Source organism: Christiangramia crocea, from assembly GCF_022410465.1.
In the GTDB taxonomy this organism is placed as follows: domain Bacteria; phylum Bacteroidota; class Bacteroidia; order Flavobacteriales; family Flavobacteriaceae; genus Christiangramia; species Christiangramia crocea.
The window spans coordinates 204,597-223,817 of the sequence record NZ_JAJSON010000025.1 but is presented as its reverse complement, the minus strand read 5'-3'; the positions used below and the strand labels follow the sequence as shown (position 1 = coordinate 223,817).

Here is a 19,221-nt window from a genome sequence, read left to right as displayed (position 1 = left end):
TAAGAAGATCAGTGTTCCGATTAAAATTATAAAATAAGTAGCCCTCTTGAGTTAAAAAAATACTAAAGCACGCAAGCTTATGTTTTTGATAATAACTGAACTAATAAATTACTAAAGCTTGTTCCTGTCAAAGCTATAGTTTCAATTCTAATACCTATCTTTGCAGCCGCAAAAAACAAGCATCTAAATTTTAGTTTATGAAAGCCGGAATTGTAGGACTTCCCAATGTTGGAAAATCAACACTTTTTAATTGTTTAAGTAACGCGAAGGCTCAGAGTGCTAACTTTCCGTTTTGTACCATAGAACCTAATATTGGAGTGGTAAACGTTCCGGATCCAAGGCTTACTAAATTAGGTGAGCTCGTAAACCCGGAACGCGTGATTCCTGCAACCGTAGAGATCGTTGATATTGCCGGGCTTGTAAAGGGAGCCAGCAAGGGTGAAGGTTTGGGAAACCAGTTTCTCGGTAACATCCGCGAAACTGATGCCATCCTGCATGTGCTTAGATGCTTTGAAAATGATAATATAGTCCACGTTGATGGTTCAATAGACCCTATCAGGGATAAGGAAACCATAGATATGGAGCTTCAGCTAAAAGATCTGGAAACCGTTGAGAAAAAACTCGATAAGGTAAAGCGTGCTGCCAAGACCGGAAATAAGGAAGCTCAGAAAGAAGAAACTGCCCTGTTAAAGGTGAAAAAAGGTCTTGAAGAAGGAAGATCAGTCCGTGCTATAGATCTTACCGAAGATGAGAGAAAGGAATTCATCAAACCTTTACAGTTCATTACAGACAAGCCAGTGATGTATGTTTGTAATGTAAATGAAGATGCGGCTGTTGATGGAAATGAGCATGTAGAAAAGGTAAAGGAGGCTGTTAAGGATGAAAATGCTGAGGTATTAGTTCTGGCTGTAGGGACCGAAGCTGATATCACCGAACTGGAAGATTATGAGGAACGCAAGATGTTCCTTCAGGATATAGGTCTTGATGAACCAGGTTCTGCTAAGTTAATTAGGGGGGCATACAAACTTCTTGATCTTCAAACTTACTTTACAGCAGGTGAAAAGGAAGTCCGCGCCTGGACGGTAAAGGTAGGTGCCTCTGCTCCGCAAGCTGCCGGGGTTATTCATACCGACTTTGAAAAAGGTTTTATTCGTGCGGAAGTGATAGCTTATGACGACTATGTAAATTATGGCAGTGAGGCTAAGGTGAAAGAAGCCGGAAAGATGAGAGTGGAAGGAAAGGATTATATAGTGCAGGATGGTGATGTGATGCACTTCCGTTTCAATGTCTAGTGAAATTGGAATCTAGAAATACAAGGTCAAGCTCGTTTTAATTCTTCCTTTTTATTCAAGCCTTTAACCTTGATACAACTGTATGAACTTATTTAGAGTAAGACGAATAATCATATGTTAAAATTTCTTTCCATATAGAGGATATGGGGTTTGTAATTCATACTTCTATCTTCATCTTTCTTAATTAACATTACTTCCTAATTATTTGTTAATTAAATTAGGCTCGATTTATTTCAGTTTTTTAGGTATTGCCTTATATTAGGGGCATAACTCCATGACTACTTATGAGCGAGAATACAAAATATACCGAAGATAATATTCGGTCGTTAGACTGGAAAGAACACATCCGCATGCGTCCCGGAATGTATATCGGGAAATTAGGAGATGGCTCCAGTCAGGATGACGGGATATATATTCTACTTAAAGAAGTTATTGATAACAGTATTGATGAGTTCGTAATGGGAGCCGGAAAGACTATCGAAATTTCCGTGCAGAACCAGCGAGTTATCGTACGGGACTTTGGTAGGGGTATTCCGCTTGGAAAAGTGGTGGATGTTGTTTCCAAAATGAACACTGGTGGTAAGTATGATACCAGAGCCTTCAAAAAATCGGTAGGACTAAATGGTGTTGGTACCAAGGCTGTGAATGCACTTTCTTCCTACTTCCGTGTTGAATCCTCAAGAGATTCAAAAAGTCACGCTGCAGAATTTGAACAGGGAGAATTAAAAGATGAAGAACATCTTGAAGAAACTTCGCGTCGAAGAGGTACCAAGATCACTTTTATTCCTGATGAGGTTATTTTCAAGAACTATAAGTTCAGAAATGAATATATAGAGAAAATGCTTAAGAACTATGTATATCTCAACCCGGGACTTACCATAGTTTTTAATGGGGAAAAATTCTATTCAGAGAATGGATTAAAAGATCTTCTTGGTGACAGCATCAGTAAGGATGATATGCTTTATCCAATTGTTCACCTTAGAGGTAATGATATTGAAGTAGCTATTACTCATAGTAAATCACAGTATAGCGAGGAATATCACTCTTTTGTCAACGGGCAGAACACTTCCCAGGGAGGGACACACCTTTTGGCATTTCGAGAGGCTGTGGTTAAAACTGTTCGTGAATTCTACGGAAAGAACTATGAGGCTAGCGACATAAGGAAATCCATTGTTGCGGCCATCAGTATAAAAGTAATGGAACCTGTTTTTGAGAGTCAGACCAAAACAAAACTAGGTTCTACAGATATGGGTGGCAAGTTGCCAACCGTGAGAACGTATATCAATGATTTTGTAAAAAGAAATCTTGATAATTATTTGCATAAAAATCCGGAAACGGCTGAAAATCTTCAGCGCAAGATACTTCAGGCCGAAAGAGAACGTAAGGATCTTTCAGGAATTAGAAAGCTTGCTAAAGACAGAGCAAAAAAAGCCAGTCTTCATAATAAAAAACTAAGAGATTGTCGTGTGCATCTTGGTGATAGTAAACATGAACGCTGTTTAGAGACAACCTTGTTCATTACCGAGGGAGATTCAGCAAGTGGCTCCATCACAAAAAGCCGTGATGTTGTAACACAGGCTGTTTTCAGTCTTAAAGGAAAACCTTTGAACAGTTACGGACTCTCTAAAAAGATAGTCTATGAAAATGAAGAATTCAACCTTCTTCAAGCTGCTTTAAATATTGAAGATTCGTTAGAAGATCTCAGGTATCATAATATCGTGATAGCGACCGATGCCGATGTGGATGGTATGCATATTAGGTTATTGCTCATCACATTCTTCCTTCAGTTCTTCCCTGAGCTGATCAAGGAAAACCATCTTTATATTCTTCAAACTCCTTTATTCCGGGTTCGTAATAAGAAAGAAACGATCTATTGTTACAGTGAAATGGAGCGTAAGCAGGCGATCCAGAAACTTTCAGGAAAAGTTGAGATTACCCGCTTTAAGGGGCTTGGTGAAATTTCACCTGATGAATTCAAGCATTTTATAGGTGACGATATTCGTTTGGACCCTGTAATGCTGGATAAAGATAAATCTATAGAAGAAATGTTAAGTTTCTATATGGGTAAGAATACTCCAGACAGACAGGAATTTATTATAGACAATCTGAAAGTAGAACTTGATCTGGTAGAAGAACTTGGCGTATGAGATTTACCAATAGAACTGAGATCAAGATAGTCCCTTCAATTTATATCGTTTTAATAGCGGTATTTATCACTAATGTTTTTGTGAATATTGAAATTATGGCTTCAGATTCCGAACAGGAAATCGGGTTCAGTCATTTTTTACCAAATATAGTCACATTGCTGCTGGGGTTGTATGTTCACAGGATTGGTCAGTCTTTTGATTTTGACAGTGATGGAGAAACGCTGAATTTCAAGAATAACGGGGTGTTTTTCTCTAAATTCATGGAGTACCGGGTTCAAAAAGCTGAATTCCCTAAAAGGAAATTGGGTAAATTCAGGTTTGTGGATTACGGGATATATTCGGCACTGACCATTTATATTAGATCAAGAAGAAAGAAAGGATATAGAAAATATACATTTAATACTACATTTTTAACCCGAAAAAAGAAAAAGGGGATGGTGGCCTCACTTCAAAAAGTCCTGGAAACCATACCTAAACCTACTGCCTAATGGAAGAAAACCTAGAAGGAGCTCAGGAAGAGCAGTTTGAAGAAAATAAGGAAGAACTTATAAAGATAACTGGAATGTATAAAGACTGGTTCCTGGATTATGCTTCATACGTAATCCTGGAACGGGCGGTACCTGCAATAGAAGACGGATTCAAACCCGTGCAGCGCCGTATTATGCATTCTATGAAAGACCTGGATGACGGTCGTTATAATAAGGTAGCCAATATTGTGGGACATACCATGCAGTATCACCCTCATGGTGATGCAAGTATAGGCGATGCCATGGTTCAGATTGGTCAGAAGGAACTGCTTATAGATACACAGGGTAACTGGGGGAATATTCTTACCGGGGACCGTGCGGCTGCACCGCGTTATATTGAAGCAAGACTGTCTAAATTTGCTTTAGAGGTTTTATACAGCCCTAAACTTACTGAATGGCAACTTTCATACGACGGCAGAAAGAATGAGCCGGTAAACCTGCCGGTAAAGTTCCCGTTGCTATTGGCGCAGGGCGCTGAAGGTATCGCGGTAGGGCTAAGTACCAGGATACTTCCGCATAATTTCAATGAATTAATAGAGGCTTCTATTCAGCATTTGAAAGGAAAGAAATTTAAAATTTTTCCTGATTTCCCAACAGGAGGTATTGCTGATATTAGCAACTATAATGACGGGAAACGAGGAGGTCGTGTTAGGGTCAGAGCCAAGATAAGTCAGGTCGACAAAAATACTTTGGCAATAACTGAGGTTCCTTATGGCACCACTACTTCCAGTTTGATCGATTCTGTTTTAAAGGCAAATGATAAGGGTAAAATTAAGATCAAGAAAATCGAAGATAATACGGCGGCGGAAGTAGAGATACTCATCCACTTACCCAATAATATTTCGCCAGATAAGACCATCGATGCACTGTATGCTTTCACGCAGTGCGAGAATTCATTGGCACCGCTGGGCTGTGTGATCATTGATCATAAACCGATTTTCCTTGGGGTTTCTGATATTCTTCGAAGGTCTACAGACCATACACTTCAACTCCTTAAGAATGAACTCGAAATAAAACTGGGAGAGCTTGAAGAACAATGGCATTTCGCCTCTCTGGAAAGAATTTTTATCGAAAACCGTATATACCGGGATATAGAAGAAGAGGAGACCTGGGAAGGAGTGATCCAGGCTATTGATAAAGGCCTGAAACCCCATACCCGCCACCTTAAGCGTGAAGTGACGGAAGATGATATCGTGAGACTGACCGAAATCCGTATTAAGCGGATTTCGAAATTCGATATAGACAAGGCTCAGCAGAAGATCGATGCCCTGGAAGGTGAGATAGCTCAGGTAAAACATCATCTGGACAATATTGTAGATTTTGCGGTGGATTATTTCAAAAAACTGAAGAAGGATTATGGCGCAGGCAGAGATCGCAAAACCGAACTTCGACTTTTCGAGGATATAGAAGCTACCAAGGTAGTGATAAGAAATACGAAGCTGTATGTGAATAGAACTGAAGGTTTTGTAGGTACTTCCCTTAAAAAAGATGAATACGTCACCGATTGTTCGGATATAGATGATGTTATCTGTTTTACAGCAGACGGAAAAATGATGGTGACCAAGGTGGATTCCAAGACCTTCATAGGTAAAGATATCATCCACGTTGCCATATTCAAGAAAAAAGACAAACGAACTATCTATAATATGGTCTACCGTGATGGAAAAGGCGGTAAGACCTATGTTAAGCGATTTTCAGTTACTTCGGTAACCCGGGATCGCGAATATGATTTGACCCAGGGTAAAAAAGATTCTTCGGTGCTCTACTTTTCGGCTAATCCTAATGGTGAGGCAGAAGTGGTAACTGTATTGCTTCGCCAGGTGGGGAGCATAAGAAAACTGAAGTTTGATCTTGACTTTGCCGATGTACTGATCAAGGGACGCAATGTTAAAGGAAATATCGTTACAAAATATTCTGTAAAACGCATAGAGCTTAAAGAAGAAGGTGTTTCTACTTTAAAGCCAAGAAGGATCTGGTTTGATGAAACGGTAAAAAGACTGAATGTAGATGAAAGAGGCGAATTGCTCGGTGAATTTAAAGGAGACGACAGGCTGCTTATTGTCACCCAGGACGGAATGGTGAAAACCATCAAGCCTGAACTTACTACCAGGTTTGATGATGAAATGGTAGTTCTGGAAAAATGGGTTAAAGACAAGCCTATCTCGGCAATTTACTGGGAGCCTGAAAAGGAGCGCTATTATGTAAAGCGATTCCTTATTGAACATCCCGATAAAGAAGAGAAATTCATAAGTGATCATGAAGATTCCTTTCTAGAGGTTGTTTCTACAGATTATTATCCCAGAGCCGAAATAGTTTATACAAAACCTAAGGGTAAAGAGCGTCGTGAAAACGATGAAATAAACATTGAAGATTTTATTTCAGTAAAGGGGATTAAAGCCCTTGGAAATCAATTAACTACAGAAAAAGTAAACCAGATAAATCTTCTTGATCCCGTGCCTTACGAGGAGCAGGAGGAAGGTGATGCGGAAACGGAAAAAGACAAAAGCTCCAATGACGAAAAAATCAGTGGGGAAGATATAGTATCAGGTGAGATTATAGTACCTGAAAAAAAATCTAACTCTGAAGGTCAGGCATCCTTATTTGACGAATAATGGGATTAATTAAAGAGTTCAAGGAATTTGCCGTTAAGGGCAATATGGTAGATATGGCTGTAGGTATCATTATTGGTACCGCATTTAACAGCGTGGTAGATGTACTGGTGAAACAGGTCATCATGCCCCCGCTAAGCCTTATGACCGATGGTATTAATTATGCTGATCGCAAGCTGGTCCTGAGAGAAGAAGTCGGTACTGAGGGAAGCGCAGACTTCATTAAAGAAGTTTCTATTGGATACGGGTTGCTGATAGAAACGCTTATCGATTTTCTTGTTATAGGTTTCGTAGTCTTTATCGTAGTAAAATTCATGAATCGATTCAGGAATAAAGCACAGGATCCGAAAAATGAAAAAGTGGTCACTCCTAAAGACATTGAATTGCTGTCCAATTTAAATGATCTTATGGAAGAACAGAATAATCTCCTTCGTGAAAGACAGAATTAATCTCCAGAGACTTTAATAACCTTTCCTTTGGCTTTCTTAGCCTGGCCAACCTCTCCGTACTCGAAGGTATATCCATTCTTGTTAGTGGTGAGTATTTTCATATGAATGGCTTTTTCTTCTGACATCCCTTTCGGATGAAGATTTTTCAGAATGTATTCACAATCGTTGATCCATCTTACGGAAGATGTGTCGGTCTTTCCCTGGAATTTCTCGATCTCAATACTGTCGTTCCTTATAAAAGTTGAGGTGACCAGTTCACCATTTAAATAGGTCTCAAATTTAAAGGTCCCTGTACGGAAATCTTCACAATTTCTTTCAACATTAAAACAGGATGCTAAAAGTAACAGACTAATTAAACCCAGTAATTTTTTCATATCGCAAAATAATCCAATTTATCCGGGATAATCAATTTTCAAAAGCATCAAAACTACCATCTGTATAAAAAATAACGATCCTCTGAATTTTCTTGCCGGGAGAACTGGAAGGTAGAACAGGAGGTACTGAAGATGGATTTTTATCATACGCGGGAGGTGCAGGTGTATCTTCCTGTTTGGAAACTACGCCAGCATTTTTTGGAGTTTCTGAATCTGCCGGAAATTTCCCCTTTCCATTTAAAAGCCAGTAGAGCTCGACCTCTGGGAAATTAGTTACAACCTTCATTACAAAATCCAGGCTTGGTTTATTTCTTCCTGAAAGAATGTGAGAGATAGATGAGCGCCCAACTTCAATTTTATCAGCAAAGGAAGCAGCAGACAAATCGTAATAATCCAGGATTTTATTGAGTCTCGAAGCGAATTTCTCAGTGTTTACCATTGTAACACAAATAAAGAGTTAACTTAAGTTACAAATGTAAATAATATTTACAAAACAATCCTGTTACATTTGTAAACTTTAATTTAAGTATTAAATAAAAGGTACAAGTAAAATATTGTTAATATCTAAAATACAACGTATTATATGTAAAAATACTTGTATATGGAATTTTTCCAGCCTTAGCAGATACTGATGTATAATTAGTGTTCACAGTTGTATACACAATTTGCAATTTCACTTGTTTACAATTGTAAAATATACATTGTTTAGTTTTGTAAACATGGAAAACAAAATGCTTATAGATCTGTTTACTGATAAGTCTTATGCCGGGATTAAATTTGAAAAGATCACTGGTAGATATGTGACCATATCAGATATTGAACTGATAAAAAAGGAGTTTGAAAAAGATTTTGAGATTGTTGAAATTGGGAAATCTGTTCAAAACAGACCTATATATATATATAAACTGGGTACCGGGAAAACCAAAGTTCTGGCCTGGTCTCAGATGCATGGCAATGAATCTACAACTACCAAGGCTATAATTGACCTGTTAAATGTATTCAAAAAGGCGTCTCATAAGATTATTTCCGGAATTCTGGAAAATTGTAGTCTTTATATTATCCCGATGCTTAATCCCGACGGAGCTGAGGCTTATACCCGTATTAATGCCAATTCTGTAGATCTTAACCGTGATCTTCGAAATTTGAGTCAACCAGAGAGTAAAATCTTAAGACAGCAGTATGAGGAGCTTCAGCCTGATTACTGTCTTAACCTGCATGACCAGAGAACCATTTTTAGCGCGGGAAATAAAGCCAGCCCCGCTACCTTGTCTTTCCTCACTCCTTCCAAAGATGAGGAACGAAGCATTGATGAAGCCCGTAGGAAGAGTATGGGGCTTATTGCCGGTATTGAGAAAGATCTAAAAGATCAGCTGCCGGGGCAAATTGGAAGATATGATGATGCTTTCAATATCAATTGCGCCGGCGATACCTTTCAAAATCTATCTACACCCACTTTACTATTTGAGGCCGGGCATTATCCTAATGATTATGAGCGAGAAAAGACTCGTAAATATGTTTTCAGAGCTTTGCTGTCCTGTTTGTATCAGATTTCAAATAAAGAAGATGTTTCTGTTGATTACGAAGACTACTTTAAGATACCGGAGAATCAAAAGTTATTCAACGATATTATTATAAGAGAAGTAGAAATAGATGGTCAATTGAGGGATGTGGCCATACAGTTCAGGGAGGTTTTGAGCAATAAAAGGATTGAATTTGAGCCGGTGGTGGAAAATATTGCTGAAAGCATCCACAAATTTGGGCACCGTGAGATCGAAGGAAAGAGGAGAAAACTGAAGCTTCCGGGTGAGGAAAAAGTGGCCGAAAACGTTATAGTTAATAAAATTATCTTAAATACTGCAGAATTACAGGTTAAATATGGATAATTATCAAATTAATTATCAATAATTCAATGATTTTGTCTTAATTTTGAGGTTCATTAAAAAAGAAGTTTAAAAATGGCCAAGTTCAAATTAGACGAAACAGACCACCAGATTCTTGATATGCTTATCGAGAATACGAGAACTCCATTTACCGATATCGCCAAAAAACTGCTTATTTCTGCAGGAACCGTTCATGTAAGGGTGAAAAAAATGGAAGAAGCAGGGATCATTATTGGTTCCTCATTAACACTTGATTATAAGAAGCTTGGATATGCTTTTATTGCGTATGTTGGTGTATTCTTGAAGAATACTTCACAAACCAAATTCGTTCTGGAAAGGATAAATGAAATTCCCTTTGTGACTGTTGCTCACGTAACCACGGGTAAATTCAATGTCTTTTGTAAAATAAGAGCGAGAAATACACAGCACGCCAAGGAAATTATATTCCAGCTGGACGATATTGAAGGTGTTTACCGTACCGAAACAATGATTTCCCTGGAGGAAAGTATTAATGATAAAAAACGGCTGATGCATTCCATCTTTAAAGAGTTGTAAACAGTCCTAAACTTTTATTAAAGGCCCTTTAGACTGTTTCGTTTAAAGGGTTTTTTTATAATTTTAAAAGAATCGAATACGCTAAAACTTAATTATGCAAAGAGAACCAAGATTGGATAGATTTAATGATAATGTACTCGCAAAATATCAGGTATACAACAGTATCTTTTTGACCTTGCCATATGACGAGATTAAGAAAACAGGTGCTCTGTTACCACTTTTTCAGGAGATTTGTGAAAAAGGTTTTGAAGAGAATAAAAACCCTTCAGAGATCGTGGAGCGTTTTTTCGACAAATACGGCGAAAACCCTTCAGAAGAAGAAAAAATTAATCTCCTTTTTCGTTTTATTCAGTATATAGAAAGACAGGTGGTGCTTTTTGATGCCATTGAAGACGCATCTTTCCCTATAGTAAATAACATGGACGGCCGCGGAACCTTAAGAAGTGTTAAGGAAGCAGCTGAGGCCAAGCAAAAACTGGAGGAGTTGAAGGAGTATTTGAGAAGGTTCAAAGTGCGGCCTACCTTAACAGCTCACCCAACGCAGTTCTATCCTGGTAGTGTACTGGGAATTATTACAGACCTGGATAAGGCAATTCAGAAAAATGATCTGATTAAGATCAAACAATTGCTGGCTCAACTAGGGAAGACGCCTTTCTTTAAAAAAGAGAAGCCGACCCCTTATGATGAAGCGGTGAACCTTATCTGGTATTTCGAAAATGTGTTTTATCAGAGTGCCAGTAAGATCCATAATTATCTCCAACAAAATATTTTTGATGGTGAAGAAATTGGGAACCAGGTGATTAATCTTGGATTCTGGCCGGGCGGTGACCGTGACGGAAATCCGTTTGTAACAACCGATATTACTTTGAGGGTTGCAAAGCGCTTAAGAAGGACTATATTTCTTAATTATTATCGCGATATACGTAAGCTTAAACGCAGACTTACTTTCAGAGGCGTAGATGAACTCATGGGAGATCTTGAAAGAGGTTTGTATGATTCTGCAATTTCCAAAACAGGAGAGGTTAAACTTCCACTTGAAGAATTCAAGTCCAAGCTTCAAAATATCAAGAGTATACTGGAAAGAGATCATCAGTCCTTATTTATTGATGAAGTAAATGATATGCTGAATAAAGTGAATCTTTTCGGATATCATTTTGCGACTCTGGATATCCGTCAGGATTCCGGGATTCATCAGGATGTTTTAAATGAAGTGGTTGAGGTCACTTCCAAGTCAGATAAACTACTTCCTTCTGATTTCTCTGAGCTTGATAACGACAAGCAGATTGAGCTGCTTAGTAATGTTCAGGGTAAACTTGATCCGGAGGATTTTGAAGAAGGAATGGGTAAAGCCACTATTTCTTCCATCTATGCCATGCAGGAGATCCAGGAAAAAAGTGGTGAAGAGGGTGCTAACCGATATATTATAAGTAACTGTGGAAGCGTTCAGGGCGTACTTCAGCCATTCGCATTTTTAAGAATGTGTGGCTGGGACAAGCCGACTGTAGATGTGATTCCTTTATTTGAAACGGTTCCAGACCTCCAGGATGCTCATAATGTCATGGAGAAATTATACAAGAATCCGGTATATAAAGAGCATCTGGAAAGAAGGGGGAATAAACAAACCATTATGTTAGGTTTTAGTGATGGTACCAAAGACGGGGGTTATCTGATGGCTAACTGGAGTATATATAAAGCCAAAGAATCCCTTACCAAAATTTCCAGAGAATATGGAATCAAAGTAGTGTTTTTTGACGGTAGAGGAGGTCCACCGGCCAGAGGTGGAGGAAAAACTCACCAGTTCTATGCTTCATTAGGACCTACCATTGAGAATGAAGAAATCCAGATTACAGTACAGGGGCAAACGATCAGTTCTAATTTCGGAACAAAAGACTCATGTACCTATAATCTTGAGCAATTATTAAGTTCAGGGGTTTCCAATGAAATTTTTAGTGACGGAGAGAACATTTTGAGCGATGAAGACAGGAAGACCATGATAGAGCTGGCAGAGATTAGCTATAATACCTATATGGACTTTAAAAAACACCCAAGATTTATTCCTTATCTGGAAAAAATGAGTACTCTTAAGTATTACGCTAAAACCAATATTGGTAGTAGGCCTTCCAAGAGGAATAAATCTGCTGAACTGAATCTTTCTGACCTAAGGGCGATCCCTTTCGTAGGAAGCTGGAGCCAGTTGAAACAGAATGTACCCGGGTTCTATGGAGTGGGAACTGCAATGGAAGAATTGGAAAAGAAAGGAGAATTTGACAGGGTTAAAAAACTCTATGAGAATTCTGAATTTTTCAGGACTCTGCTGGAAAACAGCATGATGAGCCTTACCAAGTCTTTCTTCCCTTTAACTGCTTATATGAAGAATGATCCTGAATTTGGTGAATTCTGGCAGCTTATTCATGAAGAGTTTCAAAGATCGAATAAGATGCTCTTGAAAGTAACCGGATATAAGAACCTGATGCAGAATCAGCCGGCGATGAGAGCTTCAATACAGGCACGGGAGCGAATTGTTTTACCACTGCTTACCATACAGCAGCATGCGCTCAGAAAAGTGCAGGAGCTAAGCAGGGATTCTGAACAAGCGGGAGAAAAGCTTGAAATCTATGAGAAAATGGTGACCCGTTCACTATATGGAAATATTAATGCAAGTAGGAATTCAGCATAATTTAGATGAAAAAGTCTGAACTTACGAAAGGCGAAATCGGCGATTTTTACTGGGCTTATATTAATCTGATCCCGGAAGATGCAGAGCTGACAGATACCTTGGAGAAGAACACCGAGGAAATAAGTAAATTTCTGAAGTCACTGCCCGATGAAAAATGGCGGTATAGCTATGCGCCAGGGAAATGGAGTGTTCTCGAGATCGTGCAGCACCTTATCGATACAGATCGTATCTTTCAATACCGTGCACTATCTTTTACGAGAAATGAAAGCAAATCACTTCCGGGTTTTGATCATGATTTATATGTGCTGAACTCTGGTGCTGAAAAGCGTACTCCTTCAGATTTGATCAATGAATTCAGAGCAGTAAGAGAGTCCGGTCTTCATTTGTTCAGAAGCTTTACAGATGATATGCTTGCAAGAAAAGGGATTATGAATGATATGACAGCAACTGCCCGGGCCATTGGCTTTATAATGGCCGGGCATGCGTTGCATCATAAAGATATCATTAGCAAAAGATATCTTTGATGTGGAAGACCATTAAAATATTCTTCAAACTTTTCAAAAAATCCTATGTAAGCTGGAACAAAAATGAACCTTATGCCCGAAGCGCAACCATAGCTTATTATGCTCTTTTTTCCCTTCCATCACTTTTAATTATAGTTGTAAGTATAGCTGGCTATTTTTTTGGCAGGGAAGCCGTTCGTGGCCGTTTAATGGGTGAGATTTCTGAATTTATAGGTCGGGACACCGCGGATGCGATCGAAAAGATGATTGAAAATGCTGCGCTTTCGCAAGATTCTACCCTGGCTATTATATTTGGACTGGCGACACTCATCTTTGGGGCTACCGGGGTATTTTTTCAGCTTAAAATAGCAATGAACAATATCTGGAATGTAGCAGCAAAAAAGACTAATTTCCTGAGACTGGTGTTGGACCGTATTATATCACTTGGGATGGTGCTGGTACTTGGACTTTTGTTACTGATCGCAATGGTGATCTCTACCGTCCTGAAACTTGTTGCTGACAAAGTGGAGGAGTTCTTGCCTAATATCACTGAGTTTGTTTTGATAATTGGTAATTATGCACTGTCCTTTTTCTTCATAACCACATTATTTGCAATGATATTCAAGCTGCTCCCTGATATAAATATCAGGTTAAGAACCACTTTTATGGGAGCTGCACTGACTACGGCGCTGTTCCTTATAGGTGAGTATCTTATCAGTTTCTATTTTGGCCAGAGTGAACCGGCTTCTGTTTACGGGGGAGCATCTTCTGTGGTGCTTATTCTACTTTGGGTTTATTATACCTGTCTCATACTGTTCTTCGGTGCAGAATTCACTGTGCAGTATGCTTTGCTGAAAAAAGAGAAGGTTGAGCCAAACCGTTTTGGAGAACCGGCAATTTATCAGGAAATGAAAAAGCTTGAACAAAGACGGGTTCAGCTAAAGGAAGAAAAGCATATAATAGACAGGTTGAAATCCCATCTGGATATTGAAGAAAAAGAATAAGCCAGGGATGGCAACTCCTCAACTTAATAAAGGTTTAACTTAATGCTTCCCAGTTTTAGTAGAGCCTTAATAGAAATTACCTTAAGTCCTCTTTACCTTTAGGTGAACTCAAAAATAAACTTTATTATGGAAAAGAGAATTGCAATTTTGGCCACTCATGGCTTTGAAGAGAGCGAACTGGCTTCTCCAAAAGAAGCAATGGAGAAAGAAGGTTTTAAAGTTGATATAGTTAGCCTTGAAAAAGGAAAGATAAAAGCCTGGGATAAGAATGACTGGGGAAAAGAATATAAGGTAGATTATACACTGGACGAGGTTTCAGCAAAAGATTATAATGCCCTGGTCCTGCCCGGAGGGGTGATAAATCCGGATAAATTAAGAAGAGAGGAATCTGCACTTATTTTCGTAAGGGATTTCTTTAAACAAAGTAAACCAGTAGCAGCGATATGCCATGCAGCCTGGACTTTGATAAGTGCAGAGGTTGTGAAAGGAAGAACCATGACGTCTTTCCACTCGATAAGAAAAGATGTGGAGAACGCAGGAGCTCTTTGGGTAGATGAAGAAGTAGTTGTGGATGAGGCCCTGGTGACCAGCAGGAATCCTGGTGATCTTCCCGCTTTCAATGCTAAAGTTATTGAAGAGATAAAAGAAGGTAAGCACGATCTGCAACATGCTTAACAAAATAAATTTTGATTAAAAAAGAAAGGAATGCGATTCGCATTCCTTTCTTTTTTACTTATATTTTTTTATTTATCGAGATCTTCTTCCTCAGATTCTTCATCGTCTTTCTCGGGAATTTCCACAATAGGATCATTGAATTCTGAATCATCGTAGTCATCCTCATCAAAATTCGCCATGGTATTTTCAAGACGGGTACTAACCTTTACAAGGTAAACTGTATCATCTGTACGAACCTCAACAGCGTCTACAGTTTCATTTTTTGCATTTTTAAATGAAATGATCTGACCATCATCATAACCGTCGGGGTATTTTTCTACCAACAGGCCAAGAATTTCGGGAGTGAGCTTTTTGTAGTCTACGATTATCCTTTTCATAGTTTGAATGATTTATGCAAGTATAAATAAAAAAATAAATTGCATACAAAACATTAAGGCTATTTATATTTATTTTTAAGAGGTTAAAAATCAATTACTTAAATATCTGTCAAATGCCTTTTGAATAAGTTCATCGGGAACCACTATATCTATCACGGGTTTTCCAATATCCTTCAACAGAACGAAATTGATATTTCCACGTTCATTTTTCTTGTCGAATTTCATAAGATCCTTTATTTGAACAATATCATCTTCAGAAAATGTTTCCTGGCCATATATACCCTTAATTATCTGATTTATATTTTCAAATTTATCCTTCGGAAAACTCTGTAATTGGGTAGAGATATAGGTTTCCAGGATCATGCCTGCTGCGATAGCTTCACCATGGAGAAGACGTTTCTTCTCAGGATGGGTGAGGCAGTAAGACTCTATGGCATGGCCCAGGGTATGTCCAAAATTAAGCGTCTTTCGAATGTTTTTTTCAAAAGGATCCCTGGTAACAATATTCTTTTTAATATCTACAGATTCCCGGATTATATCCTCAAGATCGGCAAGATCAAGTTCATCGAGTTTAGAAACTTTCTCCCAGTAAGCCTCACTGGCAATCAAACCATGCTTTAAAATTTCTGCCAGACCGCTGCGCATTTCTTCCTGCGGAAGCGTAGAAAGGAATTGGGTATCTATGAGAACCATTTCCGGCTGGTTGATTACTCCTATCTGGTTCTTTAAATTTCCCAGATCTACGCCGGTTTTACCTCCAACCGATGCATCTACCATAGCAAGAAGGGTAGTGGGGATGTTTATGAAGCTGATACCACGTTTAAATGCAGAAGCCACAAATCCACCCAGATCGGTCACAACGCCTCCACCAAGATTGATCATGAGGCTTTTCCGGTCAGCTTCCAGTTCAGATAAAGCGTTCCAAACGCCTTCACAGGTTTCCAGATTCTTGAATTCTTCTCCGGCTTCTATCTCAATTACTTCTGTTTCAGGATTGCTTTCCAGTCTTTGCATGAATTTCGCCAGGCAATGTTCATGAGTGTTGCCATCTACCAGAATAAAGATCTTAGTAGGGTCATTATCAGCGAGAAAGTCGTTGAGTTTTCGGTAAGCGTTTTCAGCGTAGAGAACAGGGTTCAAAGAGGCTGTTGAATCAATCATTTTACATGGTTTTAAACCCCGAAATTAAAGAGAAAATATTAATTAAATCAAGTTTCAATAATTATATTTGCCATAAGTACTACCACACCATGATTAGAAAAAAAATCTTCAACAACACTAAAGCTGCCTTCAAGTTAAAATCAAATGCCGAACTTGACAGAGCACTTTTTTTATTTGGATTAATGAACCGGCAAACCTTCGTGAAAATCGGTACTTTTTTAACCAAATTTTCCTTAAAACTTCACCTTCCGGTGGAAACCCTTATCAAGAAAACGATCTTTGAGCAATTTTGCGGAGGAGTCACTGAAGAAGACTGCAAACCGGTTACTAAGGAAATGTATGATGAGAATCTTCACAGCATACTGGATTATTCGGTTGAAGGAAAGGAGACCGAAGCCGAATTTGATGCTGCAATGGAAAAAAAGCTAAGTCTTATAGATTATGCTAAAAAAAGCGAGGAAATTACTTTCGCTATGTTCAAACCAACCGGGATCGGAAGGTTTGAGATATGGGAAAAGGTAAGTGAGAAGATAAGCCTTACTGATGATGAAAAAGAGGAATGGGAGAGAGTAAAAAAGAGAGTGGATAGCCTTTGTAATCGTGCTTATGAACTTAAGGTAAGATTATATGCCGATGCCGAAGAGACCTGGATGCAAACAGCCGCCGATGACCTCATGGAGGAAATGATGCGAAAGTATAATAAAGAAGAAGTGCTTATTTTTAATACGCTCCAGTGTTATAGATGGGATCGCCTTACCTATTTGAAAGACCTTCACGAAAAAGGAAAGGCAGAAGGTTTTAAAATCGGAGCAAAAATCGTTCGCGGGGCCTATATGGAAAAGGAAAATGCCCGGGCTAAGAAAATGGGATATCCAACGCCAATTTGTGAAAACAAGGAAGCTACTGATGTTAACTTTAATAGTGTGCTTTCCTATTGTTTGAATCACCTTGAAGATATTTCGGTGTTTATAGGAACTCATAATGAGGTAAGCAGTTACCTGGCTCTTCAGATCATTGAGGATAAAGGCCTGGCTATTGATGACGATAGGATATGGTTCAGTCAGTTATTCGGCATGAGTGATCACATAAGTTACAATCTGGCCAGAAAGGGGTATAATGCAGTAAAACTGGTGCCATTTGGCCCTGTACGTGATGTGGTTCCCTATTTGCTGCGAAGAGCCGAGGAAAATACTTCCGTAAAAGGACAAACTGGACGGGAACTTTCTCTTTTGAGAGAAGAAAGAAAAAGGAGAAAAGGGGATGAATCGGTCAAGTACGCCCGGGAATAGCATCGTATGCGCTTGCTGACAAAGCTTATTTTTTTCAGAATTTTAGGCTGGAAACTCAAGAATTCCTTCGATCCGGCTATCAAGAAATGTGTAGTGATCGTTGCACCGCACACGAGTTCTTATGATTTTTTCATCGGAATACTGGTGAGAAAGATCATGAGAGTTCATATAGATTTTGTAGGCAAGAAAGAACTTTTCAGGCCACCCTTTGGGTGGTATTTCAGGATGGTTGGAGGCTCTCCCTTAGATCGCACAGGAAATCAGAAAAAAGTGGATGCCATCGCCGAAATGTTTGAACGAAAAGATGTCTTTCGGCTGGCACTTTCTCCTGAAGGAACCAGAAAGAAAACCGAAAGATGGAAAACAGGTTTCTATTTTATTGCTATAAAGGCTAAAGTGCCTGTTATTCCTGTTGTCTTTGACTACGGAACAAAAACCGTTACAATACATTCACCTTTTTATCCAACGGGAAATTTTGAAAAGGACCTGAAGGAAATTCAGAGTTTATATAAGGGTGTAGAGGGGAAGATTCCAGAGAATTTCTGATTATTCTTCAGAAACTTCCATGGTGTGGTAAACGTTCTGCACATCATCGTCTTCTTCCAGCCTTTCTAAAAGTTTTTCCACATCGGCAGTCTGTTCTTCATTAAGACTTTTGGTTACCTGCGGGATCCTTTCAAAACCTGAAGATATAATTTCAATCTGACGATTTTCGAGTTCTTTCTGAATACTTCCAAAATTCTCAAAAGGAGCATAGATATGAATGCCGTCTTCATCTTCAAAAACTTCTTCGGCTCCAAAATCTATTAATTCAAGTTCTAGTTCTTCAGGATCTATGCCTTCACTGTTTATCCTGAAATTACAGGTATGATCAAACATGAATTCCACAGAGCCCGAAGTACCAAGGTTCCCGTCACATTTATTGAAGTGTGACCGGATATTAGCTACGGTACGGTTGTTATTATCTGTCGCGGTTTCCACGAGTACGGCGATCCCATGAGGTGCATAACCTTCAAATAGAACAACCTTATAATCACCCTGGGATTTATCTGAAGCACGTTTTATGGCACGTTCAATGTTATCCTTAGGCATATTAACGCTCTTGGCATTCTGAATTACTGCGCGTAACTTGGCATTGGTGTCAGGATCGGGGCCGCCTTCCTTCACAGCCATAACAATATCCTTGCCTATTCTGGTAAACGCCTTGGCCATTGCCGACCAGCGTTTCATCTTACGTGCTTTACGAAATTCAAATGCTCTTCCCATGATAGATTAAAATAATATCCGGGCAAAAGTATAAAAAAAGCTCCTAATATTTTGAAAAACATTAGGAGCCTGCATTGAGTTTAAATCTCTTTTCAATTTGAAGGATCAACTATTTGCTCTATTGCACTGGCCATTTTAAAGTCTTTTTCGGTTACGCCATCGGCATCATGTGTGGAAAGTGATATCTCCAGTTGGTTGTACACATTCCCCCAGTTGGGATGGTGCTGCTGCGCCTCAGCTTCAAAAGCTATGCGGGTCATAACCGTAAAAGCCTCTTTGAAGTTTTCAAATTGAAAGGAAGTATGTATAGCTTTCTTTGCATAGGTCCACCCTTCAAGATCTTTTAATTTATTCTGAATTTCGTCTTCACTTAATTTTTTCATCAGTTTATTTTTTCTGGTTTTACTTAAATTTAGACATTAAGCTAGGAATAACT

The 19,221-nt window shown here is 38.9% G+C and carries 19 protein-coding genes; 13 read left to right on the top strand and 6 right to left on the bottom strand.

Features of this window, described 5'->3' with window-relative positions:
- Positions 1-197 precede the first annotated feature (197 nt).
- From ychF to mscL, 5 genes are all read left to right on the top strand, one after another.
- On the top strand, positions 198-1,292 hold the full coding sequence (gene ychF / locus LU635_RS12645; RefSeq protein WP_240099792.1) for a redox-regulated ATPase YchF: 1,095 nt from the start codon (positions 198-200) through the stop codon (positions 1,290-1,292).
- Between the two features lie 284 nt (positions 1,293-1,576).
- Positions 1,577-3,439 (top strand): DNA topoisomerase IV subunit B, encoded by a 1,863-nt coding sequence (locus LU635_RS12640; RefSeq protein ID WP_240099790.1) that lies wholly within the window; start codon positions 1,577-1,579, stop codon positions 3,437-3,439.
- Positions 3,436-3,927, top strand: a complete 492-nt coding sequence (locus LU635_RS12635) for a hypothetical protein (protein WP_240099788.1) — start codon at positions 3,436-3,438, stop codon at positions 3,925-3,927. The genes LU635_RS12640 and LU635_RS12635 overlap by 4 nt, the downstream gene beginning before the upstream one ends.
- Positions 3,927-6,578 carry a DNA gyrase/topoisomerase IV subunit A gene (locus LU635_RS12630; RefSeq protein WP_240099786.1) on the top strand — a complete coding sequence of 884 codons (2,652 nt, stop codon included), beginning with the start codon at positions 3,927-3,929 and terminating at the stop codon, positions 6,576-6,578. Before LU635_RS12635 ends, LU635_RS12630 begins: the two co-directional genes overlap by 1 nt.
- Positions 6,578-7,024 carry a large conductance mechanosensitive channel protein MscL gene (gene mscL / locus LU635_RS12625; RefSeq protein WP_240099784.1) on the top strand — a complete coding sequence of 149 codons (447 nt, stop codon included), beginning with the start codon at positions 6,578-6,580 and terminating at the stop codon, positions 7,022-7,024. The genes LU635_RS12630 and mscL overlap by 1 nt, the downstream gene beginning before the upstream one ends.
- Here mscL and LU635_RS12620 read toward each other — a convergent pair.
- Together LU635_RS12620 and LU635_RS12615 are read right to left on the bottom strand one after the other, a co-directional pair.
- On the bottom strand, positions 7,021-7,398 hold the full coding sequence (locus LU635_RS12620) for a DNA topoisomerase IV (RefSeq protein ID WP_240099782.1): 378 nt from the start codon (positions 7,396-7,398) through the stop codon (positions 7,021-7,023). The two genes, mscL and LU635_RS12620, sit on opposite strands and share 4 nt — an antisense overlap.
- 31 nt (positions 7,399-7,429) lie before the next feature.
- Positions 7,430-7,837, bottom strand: coding sequence for a helix-turn-helix domain-containing protein (locus LU635_RS12615; protein ID WP_240099780.1), 408 nt, complete (start codon positions 7,835-7,837; stop codon positions 7,430-7,432).
- 280 nt (positions 7,838-8,117) lie between these two features.
- On the opposite strand from LU635_RS12615, the gene LU635_RS12610 reads away from it, so the two are divergent.
- The 6 genes from LU635_RS12610 (at position 8,118) to LU635_RS12585 (ending at position 14,692) form a co-directional block, all read left to right on the top strand.
- On the top strand, positions 8,118-9,281 hold the full coding sequence (locus tag LU635_RS12610; RefSeq protein ID WP_240099778.1) for a M14 family metallopeptidase: 1,164 nt from the start codon (positions 8,118-8,120) through the stop codon (positions 9,279-9,281).
- 72 nt (positions 9,282-9,353) lie between these two features.
- A complete protein-coding gene (locus LU635_RS12605) occupies positions 9,354-9,833 on the top strand; it encodes an Lrp/AsnC family transcriptional regulator (RefSeq protein WP_240099776.1) in 480 nt (159 codons plus the stop codon).
- Positions 9,834-9,927: 94 nt separating this feature from the next.
- Complete coding sequence (locus tag LU635_RS12600; protein ID WP_240099774.1) at positions 9,928-12,510, top strand: phosphoenolpyruvate carboxylase; 2,583 nt, start codon at positions 9,928-9,930, stop codon at positions 12,508-12,510.
- A 5-nt stretch (positions 12,511-12,515) separates the two neighbouring features.
- Positions 12,516-13,034 carry a DinB family protein gene (locus tag LU635_RS12595; RefSeq protein ID WP_240099772.1) on the top strand — a complete coding sequence of 173 codons (519 nt, stop codon included), beginning with the start codon at positions 12,516-12,518 and terminating at the stop codon, positions 13,032-13,034.
- Positions 13,034-14,017, top strand: coding sequence for a YihY/virulence factor BrkB family protein (locus LU635_RS12590; protein ID WP_240099770.1), 984 nt, complete (start codon positions 13,034-13,036; stop codon positions 14,015-14,017). The genes LU635_RS12595 and LU635_RS12590 overlap by 1 nt, the downstream gene beginning before the upstream one ends.
- A 126-nt stretch (positions 14,018-14,143) precedes the next feature.
- Entirely contained in the window at positions 14,144-14,692 is a 549-nt protein-coding gene (locus tag LU635_RS12585) for a type 1 glutamine amidotransferase domain-containing protein (protein WP_240099768.1), read from the top strand.
- A gap of 68 nt (positions 14,693-14,760) precedes the next feature.
- Here LU635_RS12585 and LU635_RS12580 read toward each other — a convergent pair whose 3' ends face one another.
- Together LU635_RS12580 and aroB are read right to left on the bottom strand one after the other, a co-directional pair.
- Complete coding sequence (locus tag LU635_RS12580) at positions 14,761-15,069, bottom strand: hypothetical protein (protein ID WP_240099766.1); 309 nt, start codon at positions 15,067-15,069, stop codon at positions 14,761-14,763.
- A 90-nt stretch (positions 15,070-15,159) separates the two neighbouring features.
- The gene (gene aroB / locus LU635_RS12575; RefSeq protein ID WP_240099764.1) at positions 15,160-16,230 is read right to left on the bottom strand and encodes a 3-dehydroquinate synthase; all 1,071 of its coding nucleotides are present in this window, start codon (positions 16,228-16,230) and stop codon (positions 15,160-15,162) included.
- 89 nt (positions 16,231-16,319) lie between these two features.
- On the opposite strand from aroB, the gene LU635_RS12570 reads away from it, so the two are divergent.
- Together LU635_RS12570 and LU635_RS12565 are read left to right on the top strand one after the other, a co-directional pair.
- Positions 16,320-17,519 (top strand): proline dehydrogenase family protein, encoded by a 1,200-nt coding sequence (locus LU635_RS12570; RefSeq protein WP_240099762.1) that lies wholly within the window; start codon positions 16,320-16,322, stop codon positions 17,517-17,519.
- A 6-nt stretch (positions 17,520-17,525) separates the two neighbouring features.
- Positions 17,526-18,065: a 1-acyl-sn-glycerol-3-phosphate acyltransferase gene (locus LU635_RS12565; protein ID WP_240099760.1), complete on the top strand. Its 540-nt coding sequence runs from the start codon at positions 17,526-17,528 to the stop codon at positions 18,063-18,065.
- On the opposite strand, the gene LU635_RS12560 is transcribed toward LU635_RS12565, so the two are convergent.
- Positions 18,066-18,785, bottom strand: coding sequence for a YebC/PmpR family DNA-binding transcriptional regulator (locus LU635_RS12560; protein WP_240099758.1), 720 nt, complete (start codon positions 18,783-18,785; stop codon positions 18,066-18,068).
- Positions 18,786-18,877: 92 nt separating this feature from the next.
- Complete coding sequence (locus tag LU635_RS12555) at positions 18,878-19,168, bottom strand: 4a-hydroxytetrahydrobiopterin dehydratase (protein ID WP_240099756.1); 291 nt, start codon at positions 19,166-19,168, stop codon at positions 18,878-18,880.
- Positions 19,169-19,221 lie beyond the last annotated feature (53 nt).

Bases quoted from the DNA above. Each gene is read 5' to 3' on its own strand.
- LU635_RS12640 (WP_240099790.1), top strand. From the start codon at position 1,577: ATGAGCGAGAATACAAAATATACCGAAGATAATATTCGGTCGTTAGAC.
- LU635_RS12615 (WP_240099780.1), bottom strand. From the start codon at position 7,837: ATGGTAAACACTGAGAAATTCGCTTCGAGACTCAATAAAATCCTGGAT.
- LU635_RS12600 (WP_240099774.1), top strand. From the start codon at position 9,928: ATGCAAAGAGAACCAAGATTGGATAGATTTAATGATAATGTACTCGCA.
- ychF (WP_240099792.1), top strand. From the start codon at position 198: ATGAAAGCCGGAATTGTAGGACTTCCCAATGTTGGAAAATCAACACTT.
- mscL (WP_240099784.1), top strand. From the start codon at position 6,578: ATGGGATTAATTAAAGAGTTCAAGGAATTTGCCGTTAAGGGCAATATG.
- LU635_RS12620 (WP_240099782.1), bottom strand. From the start codon at position 7,398: ATGAAAAAATTACTGGGTTTAATTAGTCTGTTACTTTTAGCATCCTGT.
- LU635_RS12555 (WP_240099756.1), bottom strand. From the start codon at position 19,168: ATGAAAAAATTAAGTGAAGACGAAATTCAGAATAAATTAAAAGATCTT.
- LU635_RS12630 (WP_240099786.1), top strand. From the start codon at position 3,927: ATGGAAGAAAACCTAGAAGGAGCTCAGGAAGAGCAGTTTGAAGAAAAT.
- LU635_RS12560 (WP_240099758.1), bottom strand. From the start codon at position 18,785: ATGGGAAGAGCATTTGAATTTCGTAAAGCACGTAAGATGAAACGCTGG.
- LU635_RS12590 (WP_240099770.1), top strand. From the start codon at position 13,034: ATGTGGAAGACCATTAAAATATTCTTCAAACTTTTCAAAAAATCCTAT.
- LU635_RS12635 (WP_240099788.1), top strand. From the start codon at position 3,436: ATGAGATTTACCAATAGAACTGAGATCAAGATAGTCCCTTCAATTTAT.
- LU635_RS12610 (WP_240099778.1), top strand. From the start codon at position 8,118: ATGGAAAACAAAATGCTTATAGATCTGTTTACTGATAAGTCTTATGCC.
- LU635_RS12595 (WP_240099772.1), top strand. From the start codon at position 12,516: ATGAAAAAGTCTGAACTTACGAAAGGCGAAATCGGCGATTTTTACTGG.
- LU635_RS12565 (WP_240099760.1), top strand. From the start codon at position 17,526: ATGCGCTTGCTGACAAAGCTTATTTTTTTCAGAATTTTAGGCTGGAAA.
- LU635_RS12570 (WP_240099762.1), top strand. From the start codon at position 16,320: ATGATTAGAAAAAAAATCTTCAACAACACTAAAGCTGCCTTCAAGTTA.
- aroB (WP_240099764.1), bottom strand. From the start codon at position 16,230: ATGATTGATTCAACAGCCTCTTTGAACCCTGTTCTCTACGCTGAAAAC.
- LU635_RS12580 (WP_240099766.1), bottom strand. From the start codon at position 15,069: ATGAAAAGGATAATCGTAGACTACAAAAAGCTCACTCCCGAAATTCTT.
- LU635_RS12605 (WP_240099776.1), top strand. From the start codon at position 9,354: ATGGCCAAGTTCAAATTAGACGAAACAGACCACCAGATTCTTGATATG.
- LU635_RS12585 (WP_240099768.1), top strand. From the start codon at position 14,144: ATGGAAAAGAGAATTGCAATTTTGGCCACTCATGGCTTTGAAGAGAGC.